The organism is Bradyrhizobium sp. SZCCHNR1017 (assembly GCF_032381375.1).
In the GTDB taxonomy this organism is placed as follows: Bacteria; Pseudomonadota; Alphaproteobacteria; order Rhizobiales; family Xanthobacteraceae; genus Bradyrhizobium.
In genome coordinates this window covers 643,604-659,602 of record NZ_JAUHIR010000003.1, presented here as the reverse complement: position 1 = coordinate 659,602, position 15,999 = coordinate 643,604, and the positions used below count along the sequence as shown (strand labels likewise).

The window sequence follows — 15,999 nt, the reverse complement described above, 5'->3', positions numbered from 1 at the left end:
ATTGCTGCGCGGGCAATGACGGCAACCCGGAAGACGGCGAGCTTAGCTATACCGACACCGCGTAGATCTCGTATTCGCCGCGCACCAGCTCGATGTGCGCCTTCATGGCACTCGCCGCGCCGGCCTTGTCGCCGCGCAGGATGGCCACGACGACGCGGTCGTGCTCGGCATGCGACTTGGCGAGGCGGCCGAGATTGCGGAACTGGGCGCGGCGGAACGGCTGCACGCGCACCCGCGTCGCCAAGGTGATCTCGGCGATGTAGGCATTGTGCGCGCCGGCATAGATCGCGTTGTGGAAGCGCTCGTTCACCTCGTGGAAGCGCTCGGGGTTGCCGGCGTGGCTGAGATTGCGCAGCTCCTCGTGGATGGCTTCCAGCCGCTGCCGCTCGACCGGCGTCATGCGCTGCGCCGCGAGACCAGCGCACAGGCCCTCGAGCTCGGCCATCGCCTCGAACATGCCGGTGAGACGGTCGGCCGACGGCCGCGCCACGACAGCGCCGCGATGTGCACGCGCCTCGATCAGCCCGGAAGTCGCCAATTGACGCAGCGCTTCGCGCACCGGCGTGCGCGAGACGTTGAAGCGCTTGGCGATCTCGGTCTCGTCCAGCGGCGCGCCCGGCGCCAGCGCGCCGCGCACGATCTCATCGGCCAGCTGCAGGCGCAGCTCCTCGGCGCGCGTGATTTTCGCGACGGCAGGCGGCGCGCGGTCGATGCGCTTGATCTCCGAGTCGCGGGCGGACCGCTGGCGCGTTCGCGGCGGTAGATCGTCCAGGCTCATCCTTAGCCGCCCTTTGCTTCATCGATGATGCTGACATGGGCAGCAACGATTCTCCAGCCTTCAGGAAACCGGACCCAGGTCTGCATCTGGCGTCCGACCTTGCCGGGCGCGGTGTCGCGATAGAACAGCGTCGAGGCGACCGCGGCGTCACGGCCGTAAGTGGTGATCACGGTGCGCGCGGTCCGCCGCATCAGTCCAGCCGGCGAGCGCGCGGCGCGAAATGCAGCGATCTCGCCGTAGCCATAGAGGTTCTCGCCGATGCCGTAGCGCAGCGTACGGGAGTCCTGCTTGAACAGCTCGTCGAGCACGGCAACGTCGTTGCCGACCAGCGCCTGTTCGTAGCGCTGGAACTGCGCGGTGACTTCCGCGACGACGTCAGGCAGATCGACTTCCATTCTCCAGAACTCCTCGCGGGGCCGGCGCAGCGGCGACGCCAAGCTGTTGCAAGGCGTGGGCCACACGCAATGCGACATGTTCGCACCAGGGCGCCGCGATGATCTGCACGCCGATGGGCATCGGCGCGAGCGGAATCGGGACGGCGACGACGGGAAGCCCGATGAACGAGATCGGCTGGGTATGAATGCCGATATTGGCACGCACCGGCAGCTCGACGCCGTCGAGCACGAAGGTCGCCTGCCCGAGCTTGGGTGCAACGCAGGGCGTTGCGGGCGCGATCAGCACGTCGACGGACTTGAACAGCTCCAGCACCCGGGCGCGGTACCAGCGGCGAAACTTCTGCGCGCGGTCGACCATCGGTGCCGGAATCATCGCCCCCGCAATCAGCCGATCGCGCACCGCCGGATCGAAATCCTGCGGCTGCTTGCGCAAGCGGTCGAGATGCAGCGAGGCGCCTTCGGTCGTGCTGATGACATAGGCCGCGGCGCGAGCACGCGCGGCTTCGGGCACCTCGACGACGTCGGTCGCCTTGAGCGCGGTCGCCACGCGGCTGACCGCCTCGGCGGCCTCCGGAAACAGGTTCTTCTGAAAGTGGCCGCCGGCAATGGCGATGCGCAGGCCATCGAGCCCTTGCGACAGCGAAGCTGAGACCGGCTCCGGCGCACGCGTGGTGCACGCGGCATCGTCGGCATCGGGCCCCTGCATCACGTCGTAGGCAAGCGCGAGATCCTCGACCGAGCGTGCGAACGGACCGAGATGATCCAGGCTCATGACGAACGGAAACGAGCGCGCCCGCGACAGCCGGCCATAGGTCGGCTTGAGGCCGAAGATGCCGCAGAACGACGACGGCACACGGATCGAGCCGTTGGTGTCGGAGCCCAGCGCGATCGGCACTAGGCCGCCGCCGACGGCGCTGCCCGAGCCGCCCGACGAGCCGCCGCTCATCCGCGTCGGATCATGCGGATTGCGCGACGGGCCGTCGTGCACGTTCTCGCCGGTGAAGTCGTAGGCGTATTCGCCCATGTTGAGCGCACCGACGAGGACGGCGCCGGCCGCCTCCATGCGCTCGATCAGCGTCGCGTCGCGCGTCGCGGGCGCTCGATCACGGTTGATCTTGGAGCCGGCGCGGGTCGACAGCCCCGCGACGTCGAACAGGTTCTTCACCGCGAACGGCACGCCGGCGAGCGGACCGACGGGCTTGCCCGCCGCGATGTCGGCATCCACCGCACGCGCCTTCGCACGCGCCCGCTCGGCGGTCACATCCGTGAACGAGTTGAGCACGCCATCGCGGGCCACGATCCGCGCCAGCGCGGCGTCGGTAGCCTCGACGGCCGAGAGCTTGCCGGTGGCGACCGCGGCGGCGACGGCGCTCGCGGTCATCTCGGGAGAACTAAGCGGTGAAGACACTGGCAGGCTCGGCTTCATCAGGCAGGGAGAATTCGTCGACCAGCTTCGCCATCTTCAGCGAGACCTCGAGATTGGCGCGGATGGCCGGGCGCCACGCGTCCTCGATCGGCAAAGCCAATGCACGCCCGACGGCGTCGATGTAATCGTCCAATGGCTCCGCCATCAGCTTTTCTCCTCAAGCTTTCACGCTCAATGCGCCGGCAATGGCGGGTGCGGAATCGCCGTCAGCAACTCCCGCGTATAGTCATCCTGCGGATGACCTAGCACACGTTCGGAGGTGCCTTCCTCGACGATTCGACCCGACCGCATCACGATCACACGATCGCACAACAGCCGCACGACATTCAAATCATGGGAGACGAACAGATAGCTCATACCTAACTGCCGCTTGAGGTCCTGCAGCAGATTGAGCACGACCGCCTGCACGGAGACGTCGAGCGCCGCCGTGGGCTCGTCGAGGATGACGAGCTTCGGGTGCAGTGCGATCGCGCGCGCGATGCCGACGCGCGCCTTCTGGCCGCCCGACAATTGGTGCGGAAAACGGTCGAGCAGATTGAGCGGCAGGCCGACCATGGTGGCGAGCTCCTCGCAGCGCGCACGAAGCGCGTCGCGGCCCTTGATGTCGCCGAGCTGCAGGATCGGGTCGGCGATGGCACGCGCCGCGGTGAAGCGCGGATTGAGGCTGTCGGTCGGATCCTGGAACACCATCTGGATGCGGCTGCGCAGCGGAAGCCGGGCAAAGGCCTGCGGCAGGATGTTGCCGATCTCCTCGCCATCGAAGCTGATGCGCCCCGAGGTCTGGTCGAGCAGCCGCATCACCATCATCGACGTCGTCGACTTGCCGCAGCCGGATTCGCCGACCAGGCCAACGCTCTCGCCATGACCGACCGTGAAGCTGATGCCGTCGACGGCGCGGAACATCTCCGGCTCGACCGCCGGCCTCCGTCCGAACAGTTTCGACAATGTCGCCGAGGCGCCCTGGCGCGGATATTCCTTGACCAGCTTGTCGACGAGGAGAAGCGGCTTGGCGCTGCTCGCACTCCGCTCGCCCTCCGCACTCCGCTCGTCACCCCCGGGCTTGACCCGGGGGTCCATCACCTGGAGCGACTCTTGCGAAGATGGATGGATGGCCGGGTCAAGCCCGGCCATGACGGAGGCTGTGTGTGGTGGGGCTGCCACATCCTCCTCCGGCAGCAGATCGCGCAAGGACACGCCGAGGCGCGGCGTCGCGCGCATCAGCTTGCGTGTATAGGGATGCTGCGGGTTGGCGAAGATGTCGGCGGCCCTGGCGGTCTCGACCACCCGGCCCTTCTCCATCACCACGACGCGATCGCAATAGGCAGCGGCGAGACCCAGATCATGCGTGATCAGGATCGTCGACATGCCCCGGCTCTTGGTCAGCTCGACGACGAGGTCCATCACCGCCTTCTGCGTGGTGACGTCGAGACCGGTGGTCGGCTCGTCGGCGATCAGGAGCTGCGGGTTGCAGGCCAGCGCCAGCGCGATGACGACGCGCTGGCACATGCCGCCGGACAATTCGAACGGATAGGCGTGGTAGCGCTCGCGCGGGCGGGCGATCTTGACCTGCTCGAGCGCGGCGATCGCCTTCTCGGCGCGATCGGTCGCGGCCGCCTGGACGTGCTGCTTCAGCACATCCTCGATCTGCTGGCCCACTTTCCGGATCGGATTGAGGGCCGCGCGCGGGTTCTGGAAGATCATCGAGATCTCGCGGCCGCGCAGATCGCGCATCGCGCTTTCCTCGGCCGCCCTGACGTCCACGCCGGAGAACATCACCGATCCCTCGGCGATGCGCCCGGCGCGGTCGAGGATGCGCATCACCGCATAGGACGTCACCGACTTGCCCGAGCCGGATTCGCCGACGATCGCGAGCGTCTCGCCCTTGGCGACGGAGATATCGATATGCTGCACCGCCTTGACGATACCGCGGCGGGTGGAGAATTCGACCGTGAGATCGCGGACGTCGAGCAGCGGCTGGGCGGTCATCCGTGGCTCCGCTTGTTACGACCGTCATGCGCGGGCTTGACCCGCCTGCGGGGCCGAAGCCCCTTCGGCGCGGCGAAGGCCCGCGCATCCATCACACTGACGAAGGTGTTCTTGAAGGGATGGATTGCCGGGTCAAGCCCGGCAATGACGGAGTCTCTTTGTTGTGCGCTCATCGCCTTACGTCCTGCGCTGCGGGTCGACGATGTCGCGCAGGCCATCGCCGAGCAGGTTGAAGCAGAACACCGCGATCATCAGCGCGAGACCCGGGAACAGCGCGATCCACCATTCGCCCGACACCATGAAGGAGGCTCCCTCGGCGACCATGATGCCCCATTCCGCCGTCGGCGGCCGCACGCCGAGGCCGATGAACGACAGGCCTGCGGCATTGAGGATGGCGTAGCCCATGGTCAGCGACATCTGCACGATCATGATCGGCATGATGTTCGGCAGGATGTGGCCGAGCAGGATGCGCAGCTCGCTGTTGCCCGACAGCCGTGCCGCCTGCACGAAGCCGGCGTTGCGGCGGACATTGGCCTCGGCGCGTGCCACGCGCGCATAGAGCGGGAAATTCACGATCGCGGTGGCGATAATGATGTTCTGCACGGTGTTGCCGAGCGCGGCGACGATGCCCATCGCCAGTACGAACAGCGGGAACGCCATGATCGTGTCGGCGATGCGGCCGACGATGCGATCGGTCCAGCCGCCGAAGAAGCCGGCGGCGACGCCGGCGAGACCGCCCAGGAAGAACACCAGCGCGACCGAGGCGATCGCGATGAAGGTGTCGAGCCGGGTCGCGACCACAACGCGGCTGAAGATGTCGCGGCCGAGCTGATCGGTGCCGAACCAATGCGCCGCCGACGGCGGCTTTAGCGCGGACGCGGTGTCGCTGGCCAGCGGATCATAGGGCACGATCCACGGGCCGAAGATGGCTGCAAACAGGATCACGACCAGGAGGCCGAAGGCGAAGCCCGTCACCTTGTTCTCGGCCAGGACATAGCGCGTGTGGCCGATCAGGGCTGTCAGTCCCGACGTCCGCGAGGGAACGGCGGCAGGCTCGACGGTCGGCGCGACAGTGCTCATCCTTCCAGCCTCACGCGGGGATCGATGACGCCATAGAGAATGTCGATGACGAGGTTGAGGACGACGTACATGATCGCCATCGTCAGCACGAAGCCCTGCACCGGCGCGAAGTCGGAGGCGATCAGCGCCTCGACCGCATAGGAGCCGATGCCGGGCCAGGCGAACACCTTCTCCACCAGCACGTTGGCGCCGAGCAGGAAGGAGAACACCATCGATAGCGTGGTGATGACCGGCAGCATGGCGTTGCGGAACGCATAGGTCACGGTGACAGTCGCGGGCGACAGGCCCGAGGCGCGCGCCGTGCGGACGAATTCCGACGACAGCACCGACAGCATCGAGGCCCGCGTCATGCGCGCGATCGGAGCCAGCGAGAAGATCGCCAGCGTCGCGGCGGGCAGGATCAACTGGCTCAGCGCCGAGCGGAACGCCTCGCCGTCACGCGCGATCAGCGTATCGATGAGGTAGAAGCCGGTCACGGGGTTCGGCGCGCTATAAAACACGTCGAGCCGGCCGAGCGGCGCCGGTGACCAGCCGAGCCGGAAGTAGAACACATACACCAGCACCACCCCGGTGAAGAACACCGGCAGCGAGACGCCCGCGGTCGTGACGATACGGCAGGTATGGTCGATCCACGACCCCGGCCGCGTCGCCGCGAGCACACCGAGCGGCAGCGCGATCGCGACGGATACCAACAGACCGAGCAAGGTCAGCTCGGCCGAGGCCGGCAGGCGGTTGCGAATCTCGCTGGCGACCGGCTGGCCTGTGGTCAGCGAACTGCCGAGATCGCCATGGGCGAGATCGACGGTGTAGCGGAAGAACTGCTCGACCAGCGGCTTGTCGAAGCCGAGCTTCTTGCGGATCTGCTCCACCGCCTCCTTGGTGGCGGCGGGGCCGGCAAAATACGCCGCGGGATCGCCGGGCAAGGCGCGCGTGAGCAGGAAGGTGACGATCACGACGCCGATCAGCGACGGGATCGCGAACGCGAGGCGCTTGGCGATGAGGCTCAGCATGAGCAGCCCCCTGCCCGAATTGGCCCAGACCTGTCCGCGCGGCGCACTCGGCTCCCTCCCCCCTTGTGGGGGAGGGCTGGGGAGGGGGGTGGACCCAGACGGCAGTGGGTGTGGCTACCCCCCTCCCTGCCCCTCCCCCACAAGGGGGGAGGGAATGAGAGAGCTCGGCCCATATTACATCCCCCCATCACTGTCTCACCCCTTCACCAGAGCCCGATAGTCGAGCCTACGGTGGAACCAGTACTGATAGCCGGAGATGTTCTTCTGCATCGCGACGTTGACGAACGGCTGATACAGCGGAATGCGTGGCACCTCGGCGAAGGCGAGATCGACGAAGCCCTTCACGTCGGCATCGTACGTCGCCTTGTCCCCGGCCGCGGCGGCGTCACGCGCGCCGTTGATGAGCTTGTCCATCTCGGGCGACTTGTAGCTCATCGTGTTGAACACGGAATTGTTGCCGTGATAGCACCAGTAGAAGAAGTATTCGGGGTAATCGAGCCAGCCCGAGAAGATGTTGGTGAAGAGCGGCATCTCCTTCTTGTTCAGCTCGGTGCGCCAGTTGGCGCCGGGCACCTTGTTGATGGTGGTCTTGATGCCGAGCTGGGCGAGGCTCTCCTGCAACAACACGCACAAGGGCTCGTTGACCTGTGCGAAATTGAGGTCGAAGGAGATCGTGGTTTCGAAGCCGTTGGGGTAGCCGGCTTCCGCCAGCAGCGCTTTTGCCTTCTCCATGTCGGTGAAGTACTTGGTCGGCTGCGGCCACGCCACCTCGGTCGCCTTATCCGCCGGCGCGCCGAACATCGGATTGGCAAGGCCGAACATCACGGCATCGATGATCTTCTGATAGGGCATTGCATAGGCGAGCGCCTGCCGGACCTTGGGATTGTCGAACGGCGGCTTGGTCACGTTCATGCCGATATACTGGATGCCGTTCGAGATCGGCAGCGAGATCACGGTATGCTTGCCGTTCGACTTCATCTCCTGGAAGTCCTTGTTCGGCAGCTCATAGGAGATGTCGGCATCCCCGCGCTCGAGCAGCGCGCGCCGGTTGCCGGCCTGCGGCACCATGCGCCAGATCACACGCTTGATCTTCGGCAGCGGACCGCACACCCAGTCGTCGTTGCGCTCCATGATCACTTCGGTACCGGCGGTCCACTTCGTCACCTTGTAGGCGCCGGAACCCGCGGTCTGCTGCTTGGTATATTCGAGCCCCCATGGGTCTTTGTCGGTCGCGTTCTTCTTCACGAGCTCCGAGTTGACCACGCAGGGTACAATGACGGCGAGATCGGGGATCGTCAGGCGGTCCTTCTTCAGAAAGTCGACGCGCACGGTGTGGTCATCGACGATGACGAACTGCTCGGTCTTGGTCAGCGAGCCGGCGCTCATCTGGAAGGTCGGGAAGCCACCGACGCTGACGGCGCGATCGAGCGACCACTTCACGTCCTTGGCCGTGACCGGCGTGCCGTCGTGGAATTTGGCGTTCTTGCGCAGCTTGAAGGTGGCGGACATGTCGCCGATGGTCATGTCCTCGGCGAGTTCGGGCTTGAACTTGTCGCGGTCGTAGTACGGCACCCCGCCCGGGCCGATCTTCATCTCGTGGCTGATCAGGCGGTCATAGCAGTTCCAGGACACCTCGTAGCCCGGCACGTTGGTGCCGACGCCGTGGATGTCGAGGTTGTTGGGACCGCCTTCGGACACGATCAGCAGCGTCTCGGACCGCGCGTCGGCCTTGGCGGAAGACATGATGGCCGGCGCCATTGGCAGCGCGGCTCCCGCAGCCAGACCGGACACGGATTTCAGAAAATCGCGACGCTTCATCAAATGCTCCCGAGGATAACGACTGTCGGGAACAGTGGTCGCAAGCTTTGTGCCAAGCCCGGCTGAAAACTAAGCTATTGAAATATCGAGGGGTCTTCACCGAGCGGCACAGCTCAGCGCCCCCAATTGCATACAAAGCTGCATATTTGCTGAGTTTATAATCACCTCAGCTAGCCTGCGACAGATTTACGCAACACCTGTTGGACCGCCGCCCCGGTTGGGATCACTCCGGCCAGATCAGCGCCTGCAGCTCGTCGAAGTCGCGGACCTTGGCCGGCCAATCCGGAATGCAGATGTGGCGGAGCGGATCGCTGTACTGGTGCAGCAACAGCAGGACCAGCAGCCGTCGCTTCAGCTGCCGATCGATGTCCTCCAGCGCAAATCCGTAGCCGTCGAACAAGGCACGCACGCGCCCGGGATGACCCGCTGCCATGAAGGCGCTCGGCCCGAGCAGATCATACTCGCCAAAACCGGTCATGACGTCGCCGAAGTCGAACAGCCCGCTCAGCTGCCAGCCATCACCGCTGCGCGTGACGAGTAAGTTCTCCGGAATGTATTCACCGGTCAGGATGACCGGCGGCGGACCCTGCGGCAGCAGTGCTGCGGCCTCGCGCAGGAGATCGTCCAGCCCGGCGAGAAGCGTCGGCGGCAAGCCGAGCCGCTGATGGCGTGCATGACATCCGGCCATCTGCATCCGCAAAAAATCCGACCAGCGCGGACCGAGCGCCAGCAGCTCGCCAGGCGGGACCCGCTGCACGGCGGCGATCAGACGACCGACCTGCCTGAGCAAGAGCTGCTTGTCCCGCTCCGGGAGTTGCCGCCACACATCCGAAGCAGGCATGCCGCCGAGCCTGGTCATGATCAGATAGCACCAGCCGTCGCGCTCCCCTTCGTGTCGCAGGTCGGGGGTACGGACGTCGCCGACGCCACCGGCGAGCACGCGCAAGGCCGCCCGCTCGGACTGAAACTTGCCGCGATGAAACGGCGGGAAGACCTTCAGGATCAGTCCGTCGTTCAGCGCGAGGACCAGATTGGTGCCCGCCGCGAACGGAACCAGCCGCGCGTCGTCGTAGCCATGGCCGCGCGCAATATCGCGTGCAGCCGGCAGCCAGCGCGTCACGTCGGCACGGAGGCGCCGGAGCTGCGCGCCATCGGCGACCGGTGGCAACGTCATTTTCAGCGATCCGGGCTCGCGCGCTCGAACTGGCGCAGCAGACGATTGCCGCGGTCGACGGCGGCATCGAGCGCCGCCTGCGCCGGTTTGCGGCCGCTGAAGGCCTGCTCCATCTCGTCCTCGATGGCATCACGGATCAGCACGAACGAGCCGAGCCGCAGTCCGCGCGAATTCTCCGTGGGCGGGTTGAGCGTCACCTGCTCGATCGAGATCGCGGCTCCTGGATTGCGGTCGTAGAAGCCCTGCGCGCGCGTCAGATCGAAGGCCGCCTGGGTGATCGGCAAATAGCCCGTATTCTGGTGCCAAGCGGCCTGAACATCGGGCCGCGACAGATAGGCGAAGAACTTGGCCACGCCCTTGTACTCGGCCGCGGGACGGTCGCGGAGCACCCACAACGTCGCGCCGCCGATGATCGAATTCTGCGGCGCGGCCGCAACGTCAGGCCAGTACGGCATCATGCCGTAGCCGACCTCGAACTTCGAATTCGCCTTGATGTCGGCGCGCGTTGCCGAGGAGCCGATGAAGATGCCGCACTCGCCCTTCTGGAAACGCGGCTCGGCAGCCTGACCGCGGCCGCCATAGTCGAAGACCTTGCTCTTCTGCCATTCCGCGAGCTGGGCGATGTGCCGCGTGACCTGCGGATTGTTGAACGTCAGCACGGCGTCCAGTCCGGCAAAGCCGTTGGCTCGCGTGGCGATCGGCAGATTGTGGAAGGCCGAGAAATTCTCCACGTTGATCCAGGCCGGCCACGACGTCGTGAAGCCGCAGGCGACACCGTTGTCGCGCAGCCGCCGGGCAGCCTTGCCGAGCTCGGACCAGGTCTTCGGCGCCACGCCCGGATCGAGCCCGGCCGCGCGAAACTGATCCTTGTTGTAGTAGAGGATGGGCGTGGAGGCGTTGAACGGAAACGACAGCATGTTGCCGTCGGCGTCGGCATAGGTGCCGGCGATCGCGGGCAGATAGGCCGACGGCGAAAAGCTCTCCTGCTCGTCGCGCATCAACTCGTAAACGGGATAGATCGCGCCCTTGGCCGCCGTCATCGTCGCGGTCGCGATCTCATTGACCTGCACGATCGCCGGCTGGCTGCGCGAGCGGAACGCGAAGATGGCCGCCGTCACGGTCTCCGTATAGCTGCCCTTGTAGCTCGGCACGATGCGGTAGTCGGACTGCGACGCGTTGAAGTCGGCCGCCAGCCTGTCGACCTGCCTGCCGAGCTCGCCCGACATCGCATGCCACCACACGATCTCGGTCGCGGCCTTGGCCGTGCTTGCGCCAACAACCGTCCAGAGCAGGATTGCAAACGAAACAGAACGCAGAAGGACCGTCACCAGGAGGCAACTCCAATTCGATGAATGAATAGGCTCGGGCTGAGATCGCAATCGGACCGAAAAATCAGGTCCAGCAACCCAAGGCTGCAACAAACTATCAGCAAACCATTGACGTGTATCGCTTTGACGTCAGAATGGCCTTATAGCACCTGTTCGGGAGTGCATTGAACCTTTTCATGTCCGGGCCGACCTCATCATCAGGGGGAAAAGTGTTGCCTGTGTACCGCGCCCATCTTTCGTCGATCTCGAGAGTGGACGTCACGCCGGTGCTGATGCGCGCTGAGGCGGGCGCGCGGTACCGCTCGTCCCTTTCACGCCCATCATGCTCGGCGGCGCGACTGGCTGCGCCGCAGCATACAGGCCCGGCTGCGCGCGGCAGAGCGGACGCAGGCAGGCTCCGCACGCCCGGCCCGAGGTAGCGATCGTGGCGCGATCCGAGCAGCGGAAATCCGTCGCGCGGCCGCTCGGTCTGGCGGTCCTGGGGCGGGCACGGATCGTTCGCGCGCTGCGGGCGGTTCCGATCCGCTGGCGCATCCTCTCGATCGCCGCGCTCAACTCGGCTGTCGTGATCGTGCTGGCGGCGCTGATCTGGAACGGCGCGACGGTGCTGGGCACGGCCTGGGACGACGTTCGCCAGGTCCGGGAATCCGACAAGGTGCTGGCCCTGCTCGAAAGCGAGACGAGCCGGCTGCAGAACCTCATTCATCGCTACATCAATCAGCCGAGCCCGGAGCTGTTCGCCGAGATCCTGCTGCTGCGCGAGGCCGTGCTCGGGACGCTGACGACGCGCGCCTCGACCGACCCGATGCTGTCGGGGTCGGTCGAGGAGCTGGAGCGCGTCACCGTGCGTTTCCTGGACGGCTTCGGCGAGCTGCGAAGTCTGCAGGCGACGATCTCCAAGACCTATGAGGAAGAGGTTCTCGGCCCCGCCCGCGACATCGCCGGGCTCTATTCGGTGATCGAAGGCGCGACCGGCCATCGCGACGCGCAGATCTGGCCCTCGCTCGGCAAGTCGCGCGAGGCCTTCACCGCCATGCTGGTCGCGGCCAATTCCTACTACCTGTCGCTCGCGCCCGCCTCCGCCGAGGACGCGCGCCGCAACACGGAGACGATCGAGAAGACCATTCCGGTGATGTCGAGCCTTGCGGACAATGATCTGCAGCGGCTGGCGCTGCAGCGGCTGTCGGCCCGGACCGCGGCGCTGCGCGCGGGATTCTCCAAGCTCACCGATCAGCTCACCAACCGCACCGAACTGCTGCGCAACACCATCGATGCGAGCCAGGCCGAAACCATCGGCGCCATCGACGGCCTGTCGGTGAAGATGCGCCAGCACGAGCAGAAGGCGCAGGCGACGTTCGATCGGACGTTGAAGGACATCTCCCGCCGCGTCCTCTCGATCGCGGTGATCTTCCTGGGAGTCATCCTGTCCGCAGGCGTGCTGATCGCCTTGTCGATCCGGCTGCCGCTGCAGCAGATCATGGCCTCGATGCGCGCAATCATGCTGGGCGACTACGACCGCGAGGTCCAGGGCACCGAGGCGCGCGACGAGGTCGGCGCGATGGCCCGCGCCGTCGAGACCTTCCGCGAGAACGCGATCGCCAAGCGCAAGACCGAGGACGAGTTGCGCACCGCGAAGGAAAAGGCCGAGAGCGCGCTGCTCGAGCTCAATGCCGCGCAACGGAATCTCATCGATGCCGAGCGGCTGGCGGCGCTGGGCGGGCTGGTCGCCGGCGTCGCCCACGAGGTGAACAACCCGATCGGCATCAGCCTGACGGTGGCCTCCAGCTTCGCGCGCCGCGTCGAGATGTTCGAGGCGGCGCTGCGGTCGCCCGAAGGCGGCCTGCGCCGGTCGCAACTGGAGGAGTTCGTGCGTTCGTCGCGCGATGCGTCCGAGCAGTTGGTCGCCAACCTGCAGCGCGCCGGCGAGTTGATCCAGTCGTTCAAGCAGGTCGCGGTCGACCGCTCCCATGCGGAGCGACGGGCCTTCGTCCTGAGCGAGGCGACCGATCAGATCATCACCAGCCTCAAGCCGGTGCTCAAGCGCGCGCCGATCACGCTGGCGGTCGATGTCCCCGAGGGGCTTTTCATCGACGGCTATCCCGGGTTCTACGGTCAGATTCTCACCAACCTGTTCCTCAACGCCGTCAACCACGCCTTTGCCGACGGCCGCGCGGGCACCATCTCGATCACGGCGCGGCCGCGCGGCACGGATGACATCGAGATCATTTTCGCCGATAACGGGGCCGGCATGCCCCCCGACGTGCAGCGCCAGGCCTTCGATCCGTTCTTCACGACACGCCGCAACGAAGGGGGAACGGGGCTCGGGCTGCATATCGTCTACAATCTGGTGACGCAGCAGCTCGGTGGCCGCATGATGCTGGAATCCCGCGAGGGACAAGGCACCACCTTTCGGATTATCATGCCGCGGGTCGCCAAGGGCGGCGCCGAGACAGCAATGGGTGACGGAACGACGCAATGGCCGAACAGGACGATGTCCTCCAACTGATCGAGGATACCGGTTTCGACGAGGACGACGGTTCGGCCCGGAAATGGAAGATCGCCGTCATCGACGACGACCATGCCGTGCACGAGGGCACCCGCTTTGCGCTGTCGGATTACAGCCTGAACGGCCAGGGGCTCGAAATCCTGTCCGCCTATTCGGCGGCCGAAGGCCGCGCGCTGATGCGGGAGCACACCGACATCGCGGCCGTGCTGCTCGACGTCATCATGGAGACCGACGTCGCCGGGCTCGAGCTCGTCGAATACATCCGCAACGAGATCAAGAACGAGACCGTCCGCATCATCCTGCGGACCGGGCAGCCGGGCCAGGCGCCGGAGCGGCGCGTCATCGTCCAGTACGACATCAACGACTACAAGGCCAAGACCGAGCTCACCGCCGACAAGCTGTTCACCTCGCTGACGGCAGCGCTGCGCAGCTACCAGCAGCTCGAGCGCATGGTGCAGACCCGCCGCGGCCTCGAGATCATCATCGACGCCGCGTCGACGCTGTATGATTTCAAGTCGATGCAGCGGCTGGCCGAGGGCGTGCTGACCCAGATCGCGTCGCTGCTGAACGTGGATTGCGCGGGGATCCTGGTGCTGCGCGACGACGGCAGCCAGACCGACGATTTTTCGGTGCTGGCCGGCTCCGGCTGCTACAGCCGCTTCTCCGGCGCCGTCACCTCGCGCTCGCTCGATCCGGATCTGCGCGACATGGTCGAGGCCGCCTTCAGGCAGCGCAGCAACGAATTCGCAGACCACCGCACCGTGCTCTATGTCCGCACCGGCTCGGGGCGCGAAGTCGTGGTGCTGCTGCAGGCGGAGCGGCCGCTGTCCGAGACCGACCGTTCGCTGGTAGAGATCTTCTCCAGCCGGCTGTCGATCGCCTTCGACAACGTGATCCTGTATCAGCAGCTGCATGAGGCCAACACCCAGCTCGAGGACCGCGTCGCCCAGCGCACCCGCGCGCTGATGCAGGCCAACCGGCGGCTGTCGGCGCAATGGCTGCGGCTGCAGCGCGCCAACGGCTTCAAGAACGAGATTTTGGGCACCGTCGCCCACGACCTGAAGAATCCGCTCGGCGTCATCCTCGGCCGCACGGAGATGCTGACCGAGCTGATCGCGACCGGCGCCTCCGCCGACGGCATCACCAGCCAGGTCGGACATATCCGAGATGCTGCCAGGCGGCTGACGTCGATGGTCGACCACCTGATCTCGGATGCGATGGCCGACGCCTTCGACATCACCATCCGCCGTGAGCCGGTCGACATCGCTGCCCTGGTCCACGAGGTGGTCGAAGCCAACCAGCCGCTCGCGCTCAACAAGCAGCAGGTCATTGCCGTGTCGGCGCCGCCGCATCTGTCGACCATGTGCGACATCGACCGGATCCGCGAGGCGATCGACAACCTCCTGAGCAACGCGATCAAGTACAGCCCGATCGGTGGCAGGATCACCGTGAACGCCGCCGATGACGGCGACAACACCATCATCGCCGTCACCGACCAGGGCGCCGGGCTGTCGCCGGAGGATCTCGGCCGCCTGTTCGGCCGGTTCCAGCGGCTGTCGGCCAAACCGACCGCGGGCGAGAGCTCGACCGGGCTCGGCCTGTCGATTGTCAAACGCATCGTCGACATGCATGGTGGCGAGGTGACGGCCAGGAGCGAAGGGCCGGGATCCGGATCGACCTTCACCATCACACTGCCGGCGGCCGAATTGTCATGAGTCAGAGCCAGCACATCATCATCGTCGACGACGAGGCCCCTGCCCGCGAAATGGTGGGTGATTACCTCAAGATGCACGGCTTCAGCGTGACGCTGTGCGATGGCGGCAAGAGCCTGCGCAGCGCCATCGAGACCGGCCCCGCAGATCTCGTCGTGCTCGACCTCAACATGCCCGAAGAAGACGGCCTGTCGATCATTCGCGATCTCAAGGGCCGCACCAACATCCCGGTGATCATGCTGACGGCCACCGCCAGCCCGATCGACCGCGTGGTCGGGCTTGAGCTTGGCGCCGACGATTACGTCGCCAAGCCGTGCGAATTGCGCGAATTGATGGCCCGGATCCGCTCCGTGCTGCGCCGCAGCGGACCGGCCAAGGCTGCGGCGGCCGTCACGGAGACCGCTCCGGCCCAGGCCAAGGACCCGCAATTGGTGCGGTTCGGCACCAAATGGCTGGATCTCGATGCCCAGGCGCTGCGCGATGACGAAGGCAACGAGCACCCGCTGACGGCGTCCGAGTTCGGCCTGCTCAAAGTCTTCGCCGCCAACCCGAAGCGGGTGCTGTCGCGCGAGCGGCTGCTGGAGCTCGCCAATGCCCGCGATGCGGAGGCGTTCGATCGCGCCGTGGATCTTAGAATCATGCGCATCCGTCGCAAAATCGAGCCCGATCCGACCAAACCGGCCGTGATCCGGACCATTCGCGGCGGCGGCTACCTGTTCTCCCCGGCCGGCGAGAAGGCCTGAGGACAGCCGGCCGGCGGCGGCGAAAGCAGCCTCTGTACCCGCA

The 15,999-nt window shown here is 66.0% G+C and carries 13 protein-coding genes; 3 read left to right on the top strand and 10 right to left on the bottom strand.

Annotated features, from left to right (window positions below):
- Nucleotides 1–46: 46 nt before the first annotated feature.
- The 10 genes from QW863_RS11890 to ugpB all read right to left on the bottom strand — a co-directional run bounded on the left by QW863_RS11890 (nt 47) and on the right by ugpB (nt 10,995).
- Nucleotides 47–778 (bottom strand): GntR family transcriptional regulator, encoded by a 732-nt coding sequence (locus QW863_RS11890; protein WP_315717111.1) that lies wholly within the window; start codon nt 776–778, stop codon nt 47–49.
- A gap of 2 nt (nt 779–780) precedes the next feature.
- A complete protein-coding gene (hpxZ, locus tag QW863_RS11885) occupies nt 781–1,173 on the bottom strand; it encodes an oxalurate catabolism protein HpxZ (protein ID WP_315717110.1) in 393 nt (130 codons plus the stop codon).
- Nucleotides 1,154–2,554 (bottom strand): AtzE family amidohydrolase, encoded by a 1,401-nt coding sequence (locus QW863_RS11880; RefSeq protein ID WP_315717109.1) that lies wholly within the window; start codon nt 2,552–2,554, stop codon nt 1,154–1,156. The genes hpxZ and QW863_RS11880 overlap by 20 nt, the downstream gene beginning before the upstream one ends.
- Nucleotides 2,555–2,564: 10 nt before the next feature.
- Complete coding sequence (locus QW863_RS11875; RefSeq protein WP_315717108.1) at nt 2,565–2,744, bottom strand: DUF4089 domain-containing protein; 180 nt, start codon at nt 2,742–2,744, stop codon at nt 2,565–2,567.
- Nucleotides 2,745–2,770: 26 nt separating this feature from the next.
- The gene (locus tag QW863_RS11870; protein WP_315717107.1) at nt 2,771–4,585 is read right to left on the bottom strand and encodes an ABC transporter ATP-binding protein; all 1,815 of its coding nucleotides are present in this window, start codon (nt 4,583–4,585) and stop codon (nt 2,771–2,773) included.
- 177 nt (nt 4,586–4,762) lie between these two features.
- On the bottom strand, nt 4,763–5,665 hold the full coding sequence (locus QW863_RS11865; protein WP_315717106.1) for an ABC transporter permease: 903 nt from the start codon (nt 5,663–5,665) through the stop codon (nt 4,763–4,765).
- Nucleotides 5,662–6,675: an ABC transporter permease gene (locus tag QW863_RS11860; RefSeq protein ID WP_315717105.1), complete on the bottom strand. Its 1,014-nt coding sequence runs from the start codon at nt 6,673–6,675 to the stop codon at nt 5,662–5,664. The genes QW863_RS11865 and QW863_RS11860 overlap by 4 nt, the downstream gene beginning before the upstream one ends.
- 195 nt (nt 6,676–6,870) lie before the next feature.
- A complete protein-coding gene (locus QW863_RS11855) occupies nt 6,871–8,493 on the bottom strand; it encodes an ABC transporter substrate-binding protein (RefSeq protein WP_315717104.1) in 1,623 nt (540 codons plus the stop codon).
- A 223-nt stretch (nt 8,494–8,716) separates the two neighbouring features.
- Nucleotides 8,717–9,667, bottom strand: coding sequence for an aminoglycoside 3'-phosphotransferase/choline kinase family protein (locus QW863_RS11850; RefSeq protein WP_315717103.1), 951 nt, complete (start codon nt 9,665–9,667; stop codon nt 8,717–8,719).
- 2 nt (nt 9,668–9,669) lie between these two features.
- Entirely contained in the window at nt 9,670–10,995 is a 1,326-nt protein-coding gene (gene ugpB / locus QW863_RS11845) for a sn-glycerol-3-phosphate ABC transporter substrate-binding protein UgpB (protein WP_315717102.1), read from the bottom strand.
- 520 nt (nt 10,996–11,515) lie between these two features.
- Between ugpB and QW863_RS11840 the strand changes: the two genes are divergently transcribed.
- Genes QW863_RS11840 through QW863_RS11830 form a run of 3 tightly spaced genes read left to right on the top strand, consistent with a single transcriptional unit; the run spans nt 11,516 to nt 15,956 of the window.
- On the top strand, nt 11,516–13,501 hold the full coding sequence (locus QW863_RS11840) for an ATP-binding protein (protein ID WP_409977917.1): 1,986 nt from the start codon (nt 11,516–11,518) through the stop codon (nt 13,499–13,501).
- Entirely contained in the window at nt 13,471–15,216 is a 1,746-nt protein-coding gene (locus QW863_RS11835) for a DUF3369 domain-containing protein (RefSeq protein WP_315717101.1), read from the top strand. Before QW863_RS11840 ends, QW863_RS11835 begins: the two co-directional genes overlap by 31 nt.
- On the top strand, nt 15,213–15,956 hold the full coding sequence (locus tag QW863_RS11830) for a response regulator (RefSeq protein ID WP_315717100.1): 744 nt from the start codon (nt 15,213–15,215) through the stop codon (nt 15,954–15,956). Before QW863_RS11835 ends, QW863_RS11830 begins: the two co-directional genes overlap by 4 nt.
- Nucleotides 15,957–15,999: the final 43 nt, after the last annotated feature.